The organism is Neorhizobium turbinariae, from assembly GCF_023223505.1.
Lineage (GTDB): Bacteria > Pseudomonadota > Alphaproteobacteria > Rhizobiales > Rhizobiaceae > Neorhizobium > Neorhizobium turbinariae.
Genome location: NZ_JALPRY010000032.1, coordinates 1 through 18,216, shown reverse-complemented (window position 1 = coordinate 18,216; position 18,216 = coordinate 1). Strand labels below are relative to the sequence as shown.

The following is an 18,216-nucleotide window of genomic DNA, read 5'->3' as shown; positions in this document are numbered from 1 at the left end:
CTTCAGCCCCCTAAAATCGGTTGCGCCTCTTGACCGCAGGCAAAAGGCCCTCCATGTCGGGATCGAAGATTTCGCCTGGAAGCTCCGCCTCCGGGCACGCCTCTATTTCCAGAGAAGCAAAAATGAATGTTGTCGTCGTAGAATCTCCGGCCAAAGCCAAGACCATCAACAAGTATCTTGGCTCGGGCTACAAGGTTCTCGCATCTTTCGGTCACGTGCGTGACCTGCCCGCCAAAGATGGCTCCGTCCTCCCCGACCAGGATTTCGAAATGTCCTGGGAGGTCGACGCCTCCTCGCAAAAGCGCATGAAGGATATCGCGGACGCCGTGAAAGGCTCCGATGGCCTCTTCCTCGCAACCGACCCGGATCGCGAAGGGGAAGCCATTTCCTGGCACGTGCTCGATCTTTTGAAGAAGAAGCGCGTCCTTGGTGACAAGCCGGTGAAGCGCGTTGTCTTCAACGCCATTACCAAGAAGGCCGTGCTCGATGCCATGGCCAATCCGCGCGATATCGACGTGCCGCTGGTCGACGCCTATCTTGCGCGCCGCGCCCTTGATTATCTCGTCGGTTTCAATCTCTCGCCGGTTCTCTGGCGCAAGCTGCCCGGCGCCCGTTCGGCTGGCCGCGTTCAGTCAGTTGCCCTGCGGCTCGTTTGCGATCGGGAAAACGAGATCGAGCGGTTCGTTTCGGAAGAATACTGGAACCTGTCCGCATTGCTGCGCACCCCGCGCGGCGACGAGTTCGAAGCGAAACTCGTGTCTGCCGACGGCAAGCGCCTCCAGAACCGCGGCATCAAGAATGGCGAGGATGCAAACCGCCTGAAGGCGCTGCTCGATGGCGCTGCCTTTACCGTGGATACGGTCGAGGCAAAGCCGGTAAAGCGCAATCCGGGACCGCCATTCACCACTTCCACGCTGCAGCAGGCGGCATCGTCCAACCTTGGCTTCAACGCCTCGCGCACCATGCAGGTGGCGCAGAAGCTTTATGAGGGCGTCGACATCGGCGGCGAGACGGTCGGTCTCATCACCTATATGCGTACCGATGGGGTGCAGATGGCGCCCGAAGCGATCGAAGGTGCGCGCCACGCGATCGTCGACCAGTTCGGCCAGCGCTACCTGCCGGAAAAGGCCCGTTTCTATTCGACCAAGGCGAAGAATGCCCAGGAAGCGCACGAAGCGATCCGCCCGACCGACTTCAACCGCTCGCCCGACAAGGTGCGCCAGTATCTCGATCACGACCAGCAGCGTCTTTACGACCTGATCTGGAAGCGCGGCATCGCCAGCCAGATGGCGTCCGCCGAAATCGAGCGAACGACGGTTGAGATCCTTGCCGACAACAACGGCCAGAAGGCTGGCCTGCGCGCCGTCGGCTCCGTCGTCCGTTTCGACGGCTTCCTTGGCGCCTACATGGACCAGCGCGAAGAAGGCGAAAAGGGCGAGGATGACGACGAGGACGGTCGCCTGCCGCCGATCAATGCGCGCGAAAAGCTCGACAAGCGCAAGGTGGATGCAAGCCAGCACTTCACCGAGCCGCCGCCGCGTTATTCGGAAGCATCGCTGATCAAGAAGATGGAAGAGCTCGGGATCGGCCGCCCTTCCACCTATGCGGCAACGCTGAAGACGCTGTCCGACCGTGAATATGTCACGGCGGAGAAGCGCAAGCTCGTGCCACAGGCCAAGGGCCGTCTCGTCACCGCCTTCCTCGAAAGCTTCTTCACGAAGTATGTCGAATACGACTTCACGGCCGACCTTGAAGAAAAGCTTGACAAGATCTCGGCCGGTGAGCTCGACTGGAAGCAGGTCCTGCGGGAGTTCTGGCAGGATTTCTTCGGCCAGATCGAAGACACTAAGGAACTGCGCGTCACCAACGTGCTCGACGCCCTGAACGAAGCGCTCGCCCCGCTTGTCTTCCCCAAGCGCGAAGACGGCAGCGACCCGCGCATCTGCCAGGTCTGCGGCACCGGCAACCTGTCGCTGAAGCTCGGCAAGTATGGCGCCTTCGTCGGCTGCTCGAACTATCCGGAATGCAACTACACCCGCCAGCTTTCCTCCGAGGGCGGTGCGGATGCGGAAGCCGCCGGACTGAACGAGCCGAAGGCGCTTGGTGCCGATCCGCATACCGGTGAAGAAATCACGCTGCGTTCGGGCCGTTTCGGGCCATATGTACAGCGCGGTGAAGGCAAGGAAGCCAAGCGCTCCTCGCTGCCAAAGGGCTGGAAACCGGAAGATATCGACCACGAGAAGGCGCTCGCGCTCATCAGCCTGCCGCGCGACGTCGGCAAGCACCCGGAATCCGGCAAGATGATCTCGGCCGGCATCGGCCGTTATGGCCCGTTCCTGCTCCACGATGGCACCTACGCCAACCTCGAAAGCGTCGAGGACGTGTTCTCGATCGGTCTGAACCGGGCGGTGACCGTGCTTGCTGAAAAGCAGAGCAAGGGCCCAGGCGGCCGCACCCGCGGCACGCCGGCGGCGCTCAAGGAACTGGGAGACCATCCGGATGGTGGCGCAGTCACCGTTCGCGACGGTCGCTACGGTCCTTATGTCAACTGGGGCAAGATCAACGCAACCCTGCCGAAGGGCATGGATCCGCAATCGGTGACCATGGAACAAGCCATGGCACTTATTGTTGAAAAGGGCGGCAAGGCCGCGCCTGCCAAGGCAAAGGCCAAGAAGACGGCGACCAAGGCTGCGGCAGACACGAAGAAGACAAAGGCTCCCGCTAAAAAGGCGCCAGCCAAGAAGACCGCTACGAAGGCGAAGAAGACGGACACGTGAGAGAACCGCAAGACAGGTCGAGACGTCAACAGAAGCGCGCCGAGCGTGCTGAACGAGGAGCCGGCGCGGCATCGGGCGATAAGCCCGCGATTATCCATGGGGCCGTGCCGCCGCGCGAAGTCTTGCTGGGGTTCATCTCGGAGAACCCCGACAAGGCTTCGAAACGCGAGATCGCCAAGGCCTTCGGGTTGAAGGGTGACACGCGCGTCGAACTGAAGGACCTGCTTCGCACGCTCGAGGAGGAAGGTCTCCTCACCAAGAACCGCAAGTCGCTGACGCGCCCGGGCGCCCTGCCCCCCGTCACGGTGCTCGACATCACGACCCGAGACAAGGACGGCGAACTGATCGGCCGGCCGAGTGAATGGCCGGATGAGAACGGTGCTGCACCAGCGGTGTTGATCCGGCAGTCATCGGAAAACCGTGGCAAGGGCAAGACACCGGCGGCCGGCCTCAACGACCGCGTACTCGCCAAGATCTTCCCCAACAAGGATAGGTCCGGCCCTGCCTATACGGCTCGCGTCATCAAGGTCATCGACAAGCGCCGCGGCGCCGCGCTCGGCGTCGTCCACAAGCTCGCCGATGGCGAAATCCGCCTGCTGCCGATCGATCGGCGCGGCGAGGAGATGGTGATCGATTCAACCGATCTTGGCGAGGCCAAGGACGGCGATCTCGTCGAGTCGGAAGTCGTTCGTTCCAGCCGTTTCGGCTTGCCACGGGCACGCGTCCTGTCCGTTGTCGGTTCGGTGGGTTCCGAAAAGGCGATCTCGATGATCGCGATCTATGCCCACGGCATCCCGCATATCTTCCCCAAGCAGGTGCTGGACGAAGCCGATGCCGCCAAGCCGGCCACCATGTCGAAACGCGAGGACTGGCGCGACCTTCCGCTGATCACCATCGATCCGGCGGACGCCAAGGACCACGACGACGCCGTTTATGCCGAACTCGATCCGTCGCCTGACAATCCGGATGGCGTGATCGTCACGGTCGCGATCGCCGATGTCTCCTGGTATATCCGGACCGGCTCGCCGCTGGACCGCGAGGCGCTGAAACGCGGTAATTCCGTGTATTTTCCGGACCGCGTCGTGCCGATGCTGCCGGAGCGCATCTCCAACGACCTCTGCTCCCTGCGTGAAGGCGAGGACCGCCCCGCACTTGCCGTGCGCATGGTCTTCTCGAAGGAAGGCCGCAAGGCGAGCCACACCTTCCATCGCATCATGATGAAGAGCGCCGCCAAGCTCTCCTACCAGCAGGCTCAGGCGGCAATTGATGGCAAGCCGGACGACAAGGCCGGCCCGCTGCTCGACACGATCCTGAAGCCGCTGTGGCATGCCTATGGCATCCTCAAGCGTGGCCGTGACCGTCGCCAGCCCCTCGAGCTCGACATGCCGGAGCGCAAGATCCTGCTGAAGCCAGACGGCACCGTTGACCGCGTCTTCGTTCCGGAACGTCTGGATGCCCACAAGCTCATCGAAGAGATGATGATCCAGGCCAACGTCTCTGCTGCTGAAACGCTTGAAAAGAAGCGGCAGGTTCTGGTCTATCGCGTCCACGACGCGCCGTCCCTCGCCAAGCAGGAAACGCTGCGGGAGTTCCTGGCGACGCTCGGTATCTCCATGGCCAAGGGCGGCCAGATGCGTTCCAACTCGTTCAACGGCATCCTGTCGCAGGCCGAGGGCACGCCTCACCAGGTCATGGTCAACGAGATGGTGCTGCGCTCCCAGAGCCAGGCGATCTACAGCCCCGACAATATCGGCCATTTCGGCCTCAACCTGATGAAATACGCGCATTTCACCTCGCCGATCCGGCGTTATGCGGACCTCATCGTGCATCGTGCGCTGGTCGGGTCGCTGGGTCTCGGTGAAGGTGGCATCACGCCGGATGAAGAAGCGCAGCTCGATGACATCGCCGCGGAGATTTCGACCTTCGAGCGGCGCGCCATGGCCGCCGAGCGCGATACCGTCAACCGGCTGGTGGCGCATCATCTGGCAGAGCGCATCGGCGAAGACTTCGAAGGCCGCGTCTCCGGCGTCACCAAGGCGGGGCTGTTCGTTTCGCTGCCGACCTATGGGGCCGACGGGTTCATCCCGATCTCGACGCTTGGAAACGACTACTTCATCTATGACGAGGCGCACCAGGCGCTCTCTGGCGAAAAGAGCGGGCTAGGATACCAGATCGGCGACAGCGTCGAAGTGCGGCTGAAGCAGGCGATACCGCTTGCCGGCGCGCTGCAGTTCGAGATGCTGAGCGAAGGCAAGAAGATGCCGACGGCAGTCCGGTCGTTCCACAAGTCAGGGAGACGTGACCGGTCATCCGGGCGCGCCAAACCCGGCACCCGTCCGCCCCGCGGCCGCAGGAGGTAAGAATGTCAGTGCCACAAACCGACAGGAGCACGGTGCGATTTGGCGCCGACGCCGAGAACCCCCGTCCGCTGCTGCGATCGATGAAGCGCGGCATGCTTGGCCGCTGCCCCAACTGCGGCCAGGGCCGGCTTTTCCGTGCCTTCCTGAAACCCGTCGATTCCTGCGCCCAATGTGGCGAAGACATGCATCACCATCGCGCTGACGACCTGCCGGCCTATCTGGTAATCTTTGTTGTCGGCCACGTGCTGATGGCCGGCTACATGGCGTCCGACCTCCTCTTTACGCTCTCCCCATGGGTGCATCTGGCGATCTGGAGCCCGCTGTCCGTGCTTGCGGCACTCGTCTCTATCCAGCCGATCAAAGGCGCGGTGATCGGCCTGCAGTGGGCGAACCGCATGCACGGCTTCGGCGGCCATGGCGACGAGGACGGCGTGTTCGAACTGCCGCCGCGTCGGGACGGAACGCGTGGATGACCTCCGACGGCGAGGAACACGTTCCGTCTGCCATGGACGAATTCAAGCATGCCCGCGTTCCGGGTGTCCGGCCACGGGACGCAGCCTCGCTTCTGCTGGTTGATCGATCGGATGGCGCTCACCGGGTGCTGGTCGGCCGTCGTGGCAGCGCGCATGTCTTCATGCCGAATGTCTATGTCTTTCCCGGCGGCCGCCGCGATGCACGCGACCATTCCCTGCCATTTTCCAAGGATCTCGATGCGCGGGTGTTCGACCGGTTGCTCACCGGCGCTTCCGCCCGTCTCGGGACTGCCCGCGCGCGGGCATTGGCACTCGCCGCCCTGCGCGAACTTCGCGAGGAAACCGGACTTTCCTTCCCCGAGGAAACCGGCACCGATCTCTCCAGGCTTCGTTACGTCGCGCGTGCCATCACTCCGCCCGGCAATGTCCGCCGTTTCGACACCCGTTTCTTTCTCGCCTTCCTCGACGAATGCGGCTTTGACCTGCGCCATCTTGCCGACTCAGATGAGTTGCAGGACCTGCGCTGGCTTGACATCCGTGAGCTTTCCAGTCTGAAACTCCCGGCGATTACGACGCGGGTGCTGGAGGATGTGAGGGATCTCATAGCCGACGAGCCCTCCTTGCCGTTCGGCAGCCCGGTCAACTTCTACTTCATGCGACGCGGACGTTTCATCCGCAGCCGACTGTAAGGAACAGGGAATGCCCCAGCCGACGACGGACTCGAACGGCTTTGTCGAGAAGATCCACTGGCCGTCGCTGGTTGCCGCCACGTCCGCCATCAGTGCGGTCGGTATCGCCATCGGGCTTGGGCTGCCCCTGCTCTCGATCATCCTTGAAAAGCGCGGCATTCCATCGACCCTGATCGGGCTCAACGCCGCCATGGCCGGCATCGCGTCGATGCTGGCAGCACCCATCACCACCAAGTTTGCCCATCGCTTCGGCGTCGCGCGCACCATGATGGTGGCGGTGATGATCTCGGCGCTCAGCGCCATCGGCTTCTATTTCGCCGAAGCCTTGTGGATGTGGTTCCCGTTGCGCTTCACCTTCCACGGCGCAACCACGACCCTCTTCATCCTGTCGGAATTCTGGATCAACGAGGCTGCCCCACCGCGACGCCGCGGCCTGGTGCTCGGGATCTATGCGACAGTGCTGGCCGTGGGTTTTGCGCTAGGGCCGCTGCTGTTCTCGCTGCTGGGAAGTGATGGCATCCTGCCCTTCACAGTGGGTGCCGGCATCATCATGCTGGCCCTGATCCCGATCTTCATTGCCCGCAACGAGAGCCCCGTCCTCGAGAGCAAACCGGACCGCAACTTCTTCCACTACATATTCCTGGTGCCGACCGCGACCGCTGCAGTCTTTGCCTTCGGCGCCGTTTCGGCAGGTGGCCTGTCGCTTTTCCCGATCTACGCACTGCGCGAACAGCTGAGCGAATCGCAGGCGGCCGTGCTGCTCACCGTCATGGGCATCGGCAACATGGCCTTCCAGATCCCGCTCGGGCTTTACTCGGACAAGCTGAAGGACCGGCGCCCGCTGCTCGCCGGCATGGCTGTGCTTGGCGTGCTGGGCTCGCTCGCCCTGCCCTACCTGATCGAGCATTGGCTCTTGATGGCCGTCATCCTGTTCTTCTGGGGTGGCTGCGTCTCCGGCCTTTACACCGTCGGCCTGGCCCATCTCGGCGCCCGACTCAGCGGCCCGGATCTCGCCGCCGCCAATGCCGCCTTCATCTTCTGTTATGCGGTCGGCACCGTCGCCGGTCCGCAGGCGGTCGGTGCGGCCATGGATGTCGGCGGCAATGACGGATTTGCTTGGGCTCTGGCCGGGTTCTTCGGCTTCTATGTGGTTGTTTCCGTTGGCCGCGTGCTTTTCCGGTCAAATCGAGGTTGACTTTTCGGGCGCGATTTGTAATTTCGCGCCAGATTTCGCCGTGGGCCTCACGCGTCCACGGCTTCATTTTTCTCAGAGGCAGAATACCATGGCGAAAGCTACGACCATCAAGATCAAGCTGCTGTCGACGGCTGACACCGGTTTCTTCTACGTGACGAAGAAGAACAGCCGTACGTTCACCGACAAGATGACCAAGACCAAGTACGACCCGGTTGCCAAGAAGCACGTCGAGTTCAAGGAAACCAAGATCAAGTAAGACTTGATCTTCGGACAAGATCGAGGCGCCGATCGCAAGATCAGGCGCCTTTTCTTTTGGCTGTATCTAAGCCGCCTCCCCGTCCAACTGGTCCCCAAACGGAAAACGCCGCTCCTTACGGAAGCGGCGTTTTCGAATGGGGGTCGACCAGCTTGCAAAGACGGCACGAGGAACCGTTGGATATGCTTGCCAGTCGACCGACCCCACGACCCAGGAGATGCGGCGGACCTGAACATCATGGGGTATCTCCGCCCCTTGCGGGGCTTGTCTTGAGGTGAAATTCGCCCAAAACAAAAAGAAAATCAACAGAATCTTAATGCGATACCATGCCTGCTTCTGCTCTTGGTTAAAATGCCGCAGCGATTCCGGCGCAGGCGCCGATCACCTCGTCGGCGGAATTGAGTTTACTCAAGAACTTCTTGTCGCAGGCGGTGGCTATATTTGCCCACCTCGGATCCCGACGCAAGACTTTACGTCCGCCGCCTGAATCTAGTCGCGGCTCGTTGCCACGCTCGGCACAGGACAGAAGGAAAATAGTCTTAGGGAGATCGCTTGAGGAACGGCAAAATACATGCTCCGCCTGCAGTGCAATGCACAACGGACGCTGTTTGACCAGAGGCATTCCCATGATCATCTGACGAATAACCACCCGCCAGAACTGATCACGGAGGATCAAAAATCAGTGGTAAACTTCTGCCAGCGCGGGATTTATAGCACGTTTCGCACGCGGCGCAGCGCTTTTCCGTACGAAACTGCGTATTTTAGAATTGAATGATTCTCTTAAGCGGCAGCGGCAACGACGCGGTTGCGGCCACCGTTCTTCGCCTCATAAAGCGCCTTGTCGGCCTGTTTCAGCAACTGCTCCGGTGTCTCTGCACCAAAACTGTTGGATGCGATGCCCAAGGATGCGGTGACGTTCAGCGAAACGCCCGCGCTCTTCAAAACGAAAGGCTGATCCTCGATCATCCTGCGCAGCCGCTCAGCGATCGCCGCGGCCGCTGGAGCGTCCGTATCCGGCATGACGACGACAAATTCCTCGCCGCCATAACGGCAGGCGAGATCGGCCCCACGGACCGTCGAGCGAATGCGGGCCGCAAACTCCTTCAGCACCTCATCACCGCAGTCGTGGCCATAGGTGTCATTGACCGACTTGAAGCGGTCGATGTCGGTAATGCACACCGATAGCGGCCGGCCCCGGGTCGCGGCGCGGTTGAAGAGCACCTTCAGGTGATTGTCGAGATAACGGCGATTGTGCAGGCCAGTCAGCCCGTCGGTAACGGCGAATTCGATGGTCTGCCGCACGCTCATCCGCAGGCGGTCGTTGTAGCGCTTGCGCTTGATCTGGGTGATGACGCGCGCCACCAGCTCGTTGGGATCGATCGGTCGAACGATATAGTCGTTGACGCCGAGGTCGAGCGCCCGAACGATCATCTCGTCGGCGCCGAGTTCCGTCACCAGCAATAGCGGCAGGAAGCGGGTCCGCTCCAGCGAGCGGAGCTGCGAGCAAAGCCGCAGCGGGTCGTAATCATCGAAATTGGCGTTGACGATCACCAGGTCGACCGGGTTCTCTGCCGCCTCGAACAGTGCCGCCTGCGGATCGGACATGGCGATGACGCCAGCGACTGGTTTCAGCGCCTTGATGATCCGCTCCTGCGAGCTCGCGCGGCCATCGACCAGCAGCACCTGCGCCGCCTCGTCACGACCATCGGTCCCCTTCAGCATGTCCTCGAGCGCAATGTTGCTGGCTGTGTCGGCACGGATGCGCAACTCGTCGCTCAGCGTCTTCAGCCGCACCAGGCTCTTGACACGCGACACGAGCTGCAGGTCATTCACCGGCTTGGTGAGGAAATCATCGGCACCGGCCTTCAGGCCGCGCACGCGATCCGACGGCTGGTCAAGCGCCGTCACCATGACGACCGGAATATGCGCCGTTTTCGGATTGGCCTTCAGCCGCTCGCAAACCTCGAAACCATCGATGCCCGGCATCATGATGTCGAGCAGGATCAGGTCGACATGGGTGTTGTCGCAGATCTCCAGCGCCTTGTAGCCGTCGTCGGCCGTCAGCACGTCGAAATATTCGGCCAGCAGCCGGGCCTCGAGCAGTTTTACGTTGGCCGGTATGTCGTCGACGACCAGGATACGGGCGGTCATTCGGTTCGCTCCGATGTCATGCGTCGCCCAGATAGGTCTTGATGGTCTCGATGAACTTCGGAACGGAGATCGGCTTGGAAACGTAGGCTTCGCAGCCACCCTGGCGGATGCGTTCCTCGTCGCCCTTCATCGCGAAGGCCGTGACAGCGATGACCGGGATGACGTGAAGCTCGTCGTCTTCCTTCAGCCACTTCGTGACTTCAAGGCCGGATACTTCCGGTAGCTGGATATCCATGAGGATGAGGTCAGGCCGATGCTTGCGCGCTAGGTCGAGCGCTTCCATCCCGTTACGGGTTTGGATGGTGTCGTATCCAGACGCTTCGATCAGGTCTCGGAAGAGCTTCATGTTCAGCTCGTTGTCCTCGACGATCATCACCCGTTTGGGCATGGCGATCCGTTCCTTCAATCCCGCCTTGCAAGCGTTCCTTCAGCATATAAGCTCCCGGGCGGCCGAATCCACAGAGCTCCATTCAAGTCACGGTAGAGCCATTTGGTTGAAAAAGAGGTAATGCTGGAACAATGCGGCACGAAATCGGAAAAGACAGGGCACAGCAGGCAGACCCTGAAGAAACGGCAGCGGCCATCCTGAGCTGGCTGGCGAACGAGCCGGATATGCTTGGCCGCTTCCTGGCGCTCTCCGGCGTGCAGCCGCAGCAGTTGCGCAATGCGGTGAATGACCCCGGCTTCCTCGCCGGCATGATCGACTTCCTGATGGGCCATGAGCCCACGCTATTGGCCTTCTGCGAGGCAACCGCCACCAAGCCCGAGACCGTCTCCGCGGCCTGGCACCATTATTCCGGCCCCGGCCTCGGCTCGGGTGATTTCTGAAGATGGACGAGATCCTGGACCTCTCGCATGTCGAGCTTCGCGACCGGCCGCTCATCGTCTGCGACGTCGATGATGTGGTGTTGCATTTCGCAGCACCCTTCCAGCACTTTCTCCGCGACGAGGGTTATGAACTGATCCCGCGGTCCTTCAAGCTCACCGGCAACGTCGTCTCGATCGCCAACCAGGTGGAGGCGGAGGCGAGCGAGGTGAAGGAACTGGTGCGGCGGTTCTTCGACGCCCAGGAGAACTGGCAGGTTCCACTCGACCTGGTGGTCGAGACACTTGAAGATCTCGCGACTGATGCAGACGTCGTGTTTCTCACCGCCATGCCGCCGCTCTATCGCGACCAGCGCCGCCGGCTGCTCGACCGGCTGAGCATGGCTTTCCCGCTGGTGGCGAGCGAGGCGCCGAAAGGCCCCATCATGCACCGGCTGCACGCCGGGCGTCCCCTGCCCTCTGTCTTCATCGACGACATGGCCCACAATCTCCAGTCCGTGCGCGACCACGTCGACGGCTGCCTGCTCTTGCAGATGATGCCCGACTCGCCGCTGCATCAGCTGGCGCCGAAGCCCGGCGAAGGTGTCGTGCGCGCCACCGACTGGCCGCATGCGGCCGAGCTCATCCGCGCCCACATCGCATCCGGCTGATCGCACCCGCTATAGGTGTGCACGACACAACATGCCCCTTGAGTCGCGTCGGTGCCGGGACTAACGTCAGGCAGTTCAACCTTTGTTCCTTGCCATGCCGACGTCCGCGCCCGATGAGCCTCCTGGCTTTTGCCGAGACTGCCTTGTGGAGCAGAAGGTTCAGGCGCGCCGGTGCCGCGCCTGCGGCAGCCCTCGCCTCGTCTACCACAGCGAGCTTTACCGGCTGACGCTGGCGCATATCGATTGCGACGCCTTCTATGCGACGATCGAGAAGCGCGATAATCCGGAGCTTGCCGACAAGCCGGTGATCATTGGCGGCGGCAAGCGCGGCGTGGTCTCAACCGCTTGTTACATCGCCCGCATCAATGGCGTTCGCTCCGCCATGCCAATGTTCAAGGCGCTCGAGCTTTGCCCCGACGCAGTGGTGATCCGGCCGAACATGGAGAAATACGCCACCGTCGGCCGGCAGGTGCGCCAGATGATGTTGGACCTGACGCCGCTGGTGCAACCGCTGTCGATCGACGAAGCCTTCCTTGAGCTCGCCGGCACCGAACGCCTGCATCACGATCCTCCGGCGCGGGTGCTGGCCCGGCTTGCAAAACGTGTCCAGGACGAGCTTGGGATCACCATTTCGGTCGGCCTCTCCTATTGCAAGTTCCTCGCCAAGGTGGCGTCGGATCTGGAGAAACCGCGCGGCTTCTCCGTCATCGGACAGGCAGAAGCCTTCGACTTCCTGACCAACCGCCCGGTGACGACAATCTGGGGTGTCGGCAAGGCCTTCAACGCCACGCTCGCCGCAGACGGCATCCGCACAATCGGCCAGCTGCAGACAATGGAGGAAACGGACCTGATGCGCCGCTATGGCTCCATGGGCCAGCGCCTCTACCGCCTGTCGCGCGGCATCGATGATCGCGTGGTGCATCCGAATGATCCGGCCAAGAGCGTCTCGGCCGAGACCACCTTCTTTGACGACATCTCCCGGTATGATGACCTTGTGCCGATCCTTCGTCGCCTGTCCGAGAAGGTCTCGACGCGGCTCAAGAAGCACGGCATCGCCGGGCAGACTGTGGTTCTCAAGATGAAGACGTCGGACTTCAAGAGCCGCACCCGCAACAAGCGTCTGGAAGACCCGACGCAGCTTGCCGATCGCATCTTCCGCACAGGCCTGTCGCTGATGGAGCGGGAAACCGACGGCACCAGGTTCCGTCTTCTCGGCATCGGCGTTACCGACCTTTGCGACCCTGCCCGGGCCGACCCGGCAGACCTCGTGGATCTCCAGGCGACCCGACGTGCGGCGGCCGAAGCAGCGATGGACAGGCTCCGCGACAAGTTCGGGAAGACAGCGGTGGAGACCGGCTATACCTTCGGCAAGCGCTGACGGGATCAAGGAAATGTGACTTTGTTCCGGACAAAATGCTCGGCTTTTCCTCATCCTGAAAACCTTCCTTAAACCTCATTCGCTAATATGCGGCCCTTGTATTGCGTATGAGGTCCGTCATGTTGCGTTCGCTGGTTTTTGGACTGGGTTTATTATCTGCGACCATGCTGTCGCACGGGGCCTTCGCCGCAGGTGGCCGCACGCTGCAGATCGTGGTGTCGAAGGACAAGCAATCCATGGTGGTCTATGACGGCGACCAGGTCGTCACCAAAACCCGCGTTTCGACCGGCAAGGCCGGGCATACGACGCCGAGCGGCATCTTCTCGATCCTGGAGAAGCGCAAGTATCACGAATCGAACATCTATTCGAATGCACCCATGCCCTGGATGCAGCGGCTGACCTGGTCCGGAATTGCGCTGCACGAAGGTGTAGTGCCGAACTACCCGGCATCCCACGGCTGCATCCGCATGCCCGGCGCCTTCGCCAAGTCGCTCTTCGACATGACCGAGCGCGGCGCGCATGTCATCGTTTCCGACGCGCCTGTCGCTCCCGAACGGATCGAGAGCGCCAATCTCTTCATGCCGCGCAAGCCCCTGCCCAAAGGTCCGCTGCTGACGGATGTGGAACTTCGCGCCCAGGCGATCGATGTGTCGAAGAAGGCGGAAGTTGCCATGAACATGCGCCCGGAGAACCCGACGTTCTCGCATCCGGCTGACAAACCCGAACTGGAAGCTGAGACGGATGGTCCGCCCTTGCGCATCCTCATCACCCGCCGCGGCGACCGGGAAATGCTGATCGACGTCCAGCATCTGCTGCAGGAGATGGGTTTCGATACCGGCGGTTCCGACGGATACCTCGGGCCGCTGACGCGCAGCGCGATCGACGGGTTCAAGCGCTGGAAGGGCGTGCCAGCTGGCGGTGGACTGCTCAGCGCACAGTTCATCGACTCGCTTTATGAAGCGGCCGGCAAGGAAAAGCCCCCGGCCGGCCAGATCATGGTCCGTCGCAACTTCCAGCCGATGTTCGAAGCACCTGTCGGCATCAAGAATCCCGAGATCGCGCTTGGCACGCATTTCTTCGCGGTCGACAAGATCGATCGCAGCGCCGAGAGCGCGGAATGGACGGCGGTCAGCCTGCCGCACGCGCTTTCCGATGCGACAAAGAAGCGGCTCGGCATCACCGTCGAGGACCAGAGCACCGCGGCCCAAATCTGGGAGCGTATCGATATCCCCGCCGACGTCCGCGAGCAGATCGAGAGCATGATGACCGACGGTACGTCGGTGACCATCAATGACGAAGGCATTGGCCCGGAAACCGGCAAGGGCACGGACTTCGTCACCCTCACCAAGTCCTCTGCCCGCGCCGTCAATGCCGTGGCGACCAAGGAGCCCGGTGTCCGCAAGGTCCAGCCGGTGCGCCAGTCCCGCCAGGAAGTCCGGCGCGGCATGATCGGCCTCTACTGAGGCCGATTGGCCTCAGAGCAGTTCCACATCGAGCACGCCCGGCGCTGCCTTGAGCGCCGCGGCGATTTCCGGCGAGATGCGGTATTTCTCCGTCAGCTCGACCTCAATCTCGCGCTGGCCGTCGTCCTTGATGACGACGAACGAGACCAGTCCATCACCCCTTGCATTGAGATGGCGGGCGACGGCGCGCAGCGGGCTTGAATCCCGCAGGTAAACCCGCAGCGCCTTTTGCATCTGCACCGACTTTTCTTCGAGCGACTGCGCCGTCTGGATGCGCAGGCCGACGCCTTCCGGCCGCTCTTCCGCCTGCACGGTGATCAGCAGCGACTTGCCCGGTTCCAGAAGGTCACGGTATTGCGCCAGCGCCTCGGAGAACAGAACCGCCTCGTATTGGCCCGACGAATCTGAGAAGGCGACGATGCCCATCTTGTTGCCGGTGCGTGTCTTTCGCTCCTGCCGGCTGGTAACGGTGCCGGCAAGCTTGCCGACCGTCGCACCCGCCTTCACCGAAACGGAGAATTCCGCGAATGTCTGCACCCGCATCTTGGCAAGGATGTTGGCGTAGGAATCGAGCGGGTGGGCTGAGAGGTAGAAGCCCAGCACCTGATACTCGCGCATCAGCTTTTCCGACGGCGTCCACGGATTGAACGGCGGCAGGATGAGCTTTTCCGGGCCGGTACTGGAGGATGCGCCGAAGAAGCCCATCTGGCCGCTCGCCTTCTCCTGATGGGCGGTCTGTGCATAACCGATGATGCGATCGAGGCCACCAATCAGTTTCGCACGGTCGATGCCGAAGCAATCAAACGCGCCAGCCGAAATCAGGCTTTCCAGCACACGCCGGTTCACCTGTTTCGGATCGACCCGCAGGCAGAAATCCTCCAGGCTTTGGAACGGACGGTCGCCGCGGACCTCGGTGATGTGTTCCACGGCAGAATCGCCCACGCCCTTCAAGGCGGCGAGCGCGTAATAGATCTTGTTTTCGCCGGTCTCGAAATGCCGGTACGAGGTCTGCACCGACGGCGGAATGACCGCGATGCCGAGGCGGCCGGCGTCCTGGCGAAAGTCGTTCAGCTTTTCGCTGTTGGCCATATCGTAGGTCATCGACGCGGCCAGGAACTCGACCGGGTAATGCGCCTTCATGTAGGCCGTCTGGTAGGAGACGATGGCGTAGGCCGCGGCGTGCGACTTGTTGAAGCCGTAGTTCGCGAACTTCGCCAGCAGATCGAAGATCAGGTCGGACTGCGGCTTGGACACGCCGTTCTTCACCGCGCCCTCCACGAAGCGGGCGCGCTGCTTGTCCATTTCCTCCTTGATCTTCTTACCCATGGCGCGGCGCAGCAGGTCGGCTTCGCCGAGCGAATAGCCCGACAGCACCTGGGCGATCTGCATGACCTGTTCCTGGTAGACGATAACGCCCTGGGTTTCTTTGAGCAGGTGGTCGATCATCGGATGGATCGACTCGATCTCCTCCTCGCCGTGCTTGCGGGCGTTGTAGACCGGGATGTTTTCCATCGGGCCCGGACGATAGAGCGCCACGAGCGCGATGATGTCCTCGATGCAGTCCGGGCGCATGCCGATGAGGGCCTTGCGCATGCCGGCACTTTCCACCTGGAACACGCCGACGGTTTCGCCGCGCGACAACATCTCGTAGGTCTTCTTGTCGTCGAGCGGGATCTTGGCGAGATCCACCTCGATGCCGCGCTTGCGGCAGAAATCGACTGCCGTCTTCAATACCGTGAGCGTCTTCAGGCCGAGGAAGTCGAACTTCACCAGGCCGGCCTGCTCGACCCACTTCATGTTGAACTGGGTGACAGGCATGTCCGACCGCGGATCGCGGTACATCGGCACGAGCTTCGACAAGGGACGGTCGCCGATGACGATGCCGGCCGCGTGGGTCGACGCGTGGCGGTAAAGACCTTCGATCTTCTGGGCGATGTCGAGCAGGCGGCCGACGACGGGCTCCTTCTCGATCTCCTCCTGGAACTTCGGCTCGTCCTCGATCGCCTTCGACAGCGGCGTCGGGTTCGCGGGGTTGTTCGGCACGAGCTTGCAGATCCGGTCGACCTGGCCATAGGGCATTTCGAGCACGCGACCGACGTCACGCAGGGCGGCGCGCGCCTGCAGCGATCCGAAGGTGATGATCTGCGCCACCTGTTCGCGACCGTATTTCTGCTGCACGTAGCGGATCACCTCTTCGCGGCGGTCCTGGCAGAAGTCGATATCGAAGTCGGGCATCGAAACGCGTTCCGGATTGAGGAAGCGTTCAAACAGCAGCGAGAAGCGAAGCGGATCAACGTCGGTGATCGTCAGCGCATAAGCGACGAGCGAGCCAGCACCCGAACCGCGGCCCGGGCCGACAGGAATGTTCTGGCTCTTGGCCCATTTGATGAAGTCCGAAACGATCAGGAAGTAGCCCGGGAACTTCATGCGCTCGATGATCGACAGTTCGAAGTCGAGGCGCTCGCGATAGTCCTGATGGGTGAAGCCGGGGCTGATGCCAAGTTCGGCCATCCGCTTCTCCAGGCCCTCGACTGCCTGGCGGCGAAGCTCTTGCGCCTCGGCGCGCTCGGCCTCCGCCGCATCATCGGTGGCACCGGTAAAGCGCGGCAGGATGGGGCTGCGCGTCTTCAGCACGAAGGAGCAGCGGCGGGCAATCTCCACCGTGTTGTCGAGCGCCTCGGGAAGATCGGCAAACAGCTTTGCCATTTCCTCACGGCTCTTCAGGTAGTGGTCCGGCGTCAGGCGGAAACGGCTGTCATCGGAGACGATCGCGTTATGGGCGACCGCCATCAGCGCGTCATGGGCCTCGTAATCCGCCTTGGACGGGAAGAAGGCTTCGTTGGTGGCGACCAGCGGCAGGTCATGGTCATAAGCAAGCGTCACCATCTTGTGCTCGTGGCGACGGTCATAGGACCCGTGACGCTGCAACTCGACATAAAGCCGGTCACCAAAGATCTGCTTCAGCTTGAGGAGCCGCGCGGTGGCAAGCGTGGCATTGCCTTCCTTCATCGCCATGTCGACCGGGCCGCTTGCAGCACCCGTCAGCGCGATCAAGCCTTCAGCGCCACCCTCTTCCAGCCAGGAGTGGCAGATATGCACCGACTGATGGCTTCCCTCGCCGCTAAGATAAGCGCGGCTCACCAGGTCGACCAGCCGCTCGTAACCGGCCGCCGTTGCGGCCAGCAGGACGATCGCCGGAAGCTTGGCGAGTTGCTGGTGGCTCGACCGGCGCTCGTCGGTCTGGTCCTGCATGTCGATCGACATCTGGCAGCCGATGATCGGCTGCAGCCCCTCGCCGATCGCCTTCTGGGCAAATTCCAGCGCGACAAAGAGATTGTTTGTGTCGGTAACGGCGATCGCGGGCTGATTGTCCGCGACGGCCTTTGACAGGATCTTCTTGAGCGGCAGCGCGCCTTCAAGAAGCGAATAGGCGGAATGGACACGCAGGTGAACGAAGTGGGGCGAAGCGCCCAATCCTTCCGGTTCCGATATGGTTGCCGCCGTCTCTGCCATCTAAGTCGCTGCCTGCTTCATGAATCGCGCCATTGTCGGACTTGGGGCAGGCAGAGTCTAGTTTCGTTATCGCTCATCAACGGCTTTCGTCGCCGGCGAGCGAGGCAATGATTACATCGCCATCATGATCATCGAGAGGCTGGCAACGAAGGTTGCAATCGAGGCGAAAGCGGCGATGTCACGGATCAGGTCAGTCATTATCGTCTCCCTTGGCTCTTTATGTTTTTATTTTGTTCTCTTTAGGTTCGCGAGTCAACAGAAGAACAGAACGGGAACATAGATCCTCGATTTCCTCGCTCTGCTGGTGAACGAGAGGTTAATGGTCGTTGCACAGACGGATTCATCCCTTGGCGATCCCCGGCATTTCGTTTTGTTCATCCTCCGACTGGCTGGAGGATCGGACGGGGCGCTGAAAGCTGCCTCGTAATTTAATGTATAAGCGACACCTCTCAGCGCCCCGTTCGGCGGTTTTTGTTTGCGACTTGG

General features: G+C 61.8%; 14 protein-coding genes. 10 read left to right on the top strand and 4 right to left on the bottom strand.

All coding sequences use genetic code 11. The annotated features are described in order from the left end of the window. Positions 1-122: 122 nt before the first annotated feature. From topA to rpmG, 6 genes are all read left to right on the top strand, one after another. On the top strand, positions 123-2,777 hold the full coding sequence (gene topA / locus M0654_RS21475) for a type I DNA topoisomerase (protein ID WP_248684843.1): 2,655 nt from the start codon (positions 123-125) through the stop codon (positions 2,775-2,777). An 89-nt stretch (positions 2,778-2,866) separates the two neighbouring features. Further along, positions 2,867-5,137: a ribonuclease R gene (rnr, locus tag M0654_RS21470; protein ID WP_390921040.1), complete on the top strand. Its 2,271-nt coding sequence runs from the start codon at positions 2,867-2,869 to the stop codon at positions 5,135-5,137. A 2-nt stretch (positions 5,138-5,139) separates the two neighbouring features. Continuing rightward, positions 5,140-5,610, top strand: coding sequence for a DUF983 domain-containing protein (locus tag M0654_RS21465; protein ID WP_248684841.1), 471 nt, complete (start codon positions 5,140-5,142; stop codon positions 5,608-5,610). A 32-nt stretch (positions 5,611-5,642) separates the two neighbouring features. Further along, positions 5,643-6,299, top strand: a complete 657-nt coding sequence (locus tag M0654_RS21460) for an NUDIX hydrolase (protein ID WP_248684867.1) — start codon at positions 5,643-5,645, stop codon at positions 6,297-6,299. A gap of 10 nt (positions 6,300-6,309) precedes the next feature. After that, on the top strand, positions 6,310-7,494 hold the full coding sequence (locus M0654_RS21455; protein WP_248684840.1) for an MFS transporter: 1,185 nt from the start codon (positions 6,310-6,312) through the stop codon (positions 7,492-7,494). Positions 7,495-7,582: 88 nt separating this feature from the next. Next, on the top strand, positions 7,583-7,750 hold the full coding sequence (gene rpmG / locus M0654_RS21450; protein WP_118849298.1) for a 50S ribosomal protein L33: 168 nt from the start codon (positions 7,583-7,585) through the stop codon (positions 7,748-7,750). Positions 7,751-8,096: 346 nt separating this feature from the next. Here rpmG and M0654_RS21445 read toward each other — a convergent pair whose 3' ends face one another. The 3 genes from M0654_RS21445 to M0654_RS21435 all read right to left on the bottom strand — a co-directional run bounded on the left by M0654_RS21445 (position 8,097) and on the right by M0654_RS21435 (position 10,289). Further along, positions 8,097-8,426, bottom strand: coding sequence for a hypothetical protein (locus M0654_RS21445; RefSeq protein WP_248684839.1), 330 nt, complete (start codon positions 8,424-8,426; stop codon positions 8,097-8,099). Positions 8,427-8,530: 104 nt separating this feature from the next. Beyond that, entirely contained in the window at positions 8,531-9,901 is a 1,371-nt protein-coding gene (locus tag M0654_RS21440) for a PleD family two-component system response regulator (protein ID WP_248684838.1), read from the bottom strand. 16 nt (positions 9,902-9,917) lie between these two features. Continuing rightward, on the bottom strand, positions 9,918-10,289 hold the full coding sequence (locus M0654_RS21435; RefSeq protein WP_007765577.1) for a response regulator: 372 nt from the start codon (positions 10,287-10,289) through the stop codon (positions 9,918-9,920). Positions 10,290-10,420: 131 nt separating this feature from the next. On the opposite strand from M0654_RS21435, the gene M0654_RS21430 reads away from it, so the two are divergent. The 4 genes from M0654_RS21430 (at position 10,421) to M0654_RS21415 (ending at position 14,217) form a co-directional block, all read left to right on the top strand. Continuing rightward, positions 10,421-10,729 carry a DUF3572 domain-containing protein gene (locus tag M0654_RS21430; protein ID WP_248684837.1) on the top strand — a complete coding sequence of 103 codons (309 nt, stop codon included), beginning with the start codon at positions 10,421-10,423 and terminating at the stop codon, positions 10,727-10,729. 2 nt (positions 10,730-10,731) lie between these two features. Further along, positions 10,732-11,376: a hypothetical protein gene (locus M0654_RS21425; RefSeq protein ID WP_248684836.1), complete on the top strand. Its 645-nt coding sequence runs from the start codon at positions 10,732-10,734 to the stop codon at positions 11,374-11,376. A 94-nt stretch (positions 11,377-11,470) separates the two neighbouring features. After that, positions 11,471-12,754: a DNA polymerase IV gene (locus M0654_RS21420; protein ID WP_248684835.1), complete on the top strand. Its 1,284-nt coding sequence runs from the start codon at positions 11,471-11,473 to the stop codon at positions 12,752-12,754. A 119-nt stretch (positions 12,755-12,873) separates the two neighbouring features. Next, positions 12,874-14,217, top strand: a complete 1,344-nt coding sequence (locus M0654_RS21415) for a L,D-transpeptidase family protein (RefSeq protein WP_248684834.1) — start codon at positions 12,874-12,876, stop codon at positions 14,215-14,217. Between the two features lie 12 nt (positions 14,218-14,229). Here M0654_RS21415 and dnaE read toward each other — a convergent pair whose 3' ends face one another. Next, positions 14,230-17,730: a DNA polymerase III subunit alpha gene (dnaE, locus tag M0654_RS21410; protein WP_248684833.1), complete on the bottom strand. Its 3,501-nt coding sequence runs from the start codon at positions 17,728-17,730 to the stop codon at positions 14,230-14,232. Between the last annotated feature and the right edge of the window lie 486 nt (positions 17,731-18,216).

Coding starts and splice junctions, on each gene's coding strand:
- topA (WP_248684843.1), top strand. CDS start 123: ATGAATGTTGTCGTCGTAGAATCTCCGGCCAAAGCCAAGACCATCAAC.
- M0654_RS21465 (WP_248684841.1), top strand. CDS start 5,140: ATGTCAGTGCCACAAACCGACAGGAGCACGGTGCGATTTGGCGCCGAC.
- M0654_RS21460 (WP_248684867.1), top strand. CDS start 5,643: ATGGACGAATTCAAGCATGCCCGCGTTCCGGGTGTCCGGCCACGGGAC.
- M0654_RS21455 (WP_248684840.1), top strand. CDS start 6,310: ATGCCCCAGCCGACGACGGACTCGAACGGCTTTGTCGAGAAGATCCAC.
- rpmG (WP_118849298.1), top strand. CDS start 7,583: ATGGCGAAAGCTACGACCATCAAGATCAAGCTGCTGTCGACGGCTGAC.
- M0654_RS21440 (WP_248684838.1), bottom strand. CDS start 9,901: ATGACCGCCCGTATCCTGGTCGTCGACGACATACCGGCCAACGTAAAA.
- M0654_RS21435 (WP_007765577.1), bottom strand. CDS start 10,289: ATGCCCAAACGGGTGATGATCGTCGAGGACAACGAGCTGAACATGAAG.
- M0654_RS21430 (WP_248684837.1), top strand. CDS start 10,421: ATGCGGCACGAAATCGGAAAAGACAGGGCACAGCAGGCAGACCCTGAA.
- M0654_RS21425 (WP_248684836.1), top strand. CDS start 10,732: ATGGACGAGATCCTGGACCTCTCGCATGTCGAGCTTCGCGACCGGCCG.
- M0654_RS21420 (WP_248684835.1), top strand. CDS start 11,471: ATGCCGACGTCCGCGCCCGATGAGCCTCCTGGCTTTTGCCGAGACTGC.
- M0654_RS21415 (WP_248684834.1), top strand. CDS start 12,874: ATGTTGCGTTCGCTGGTTTTTGGACTGGGTTTATTATCTGCGACCATG.
- dnaE (WP_248684833.1), bottom strand. CDS start 17,730: ATGGCAGAGACGGCGGCAACCATATCGGAACCGGAAGGATTGGGCGCT.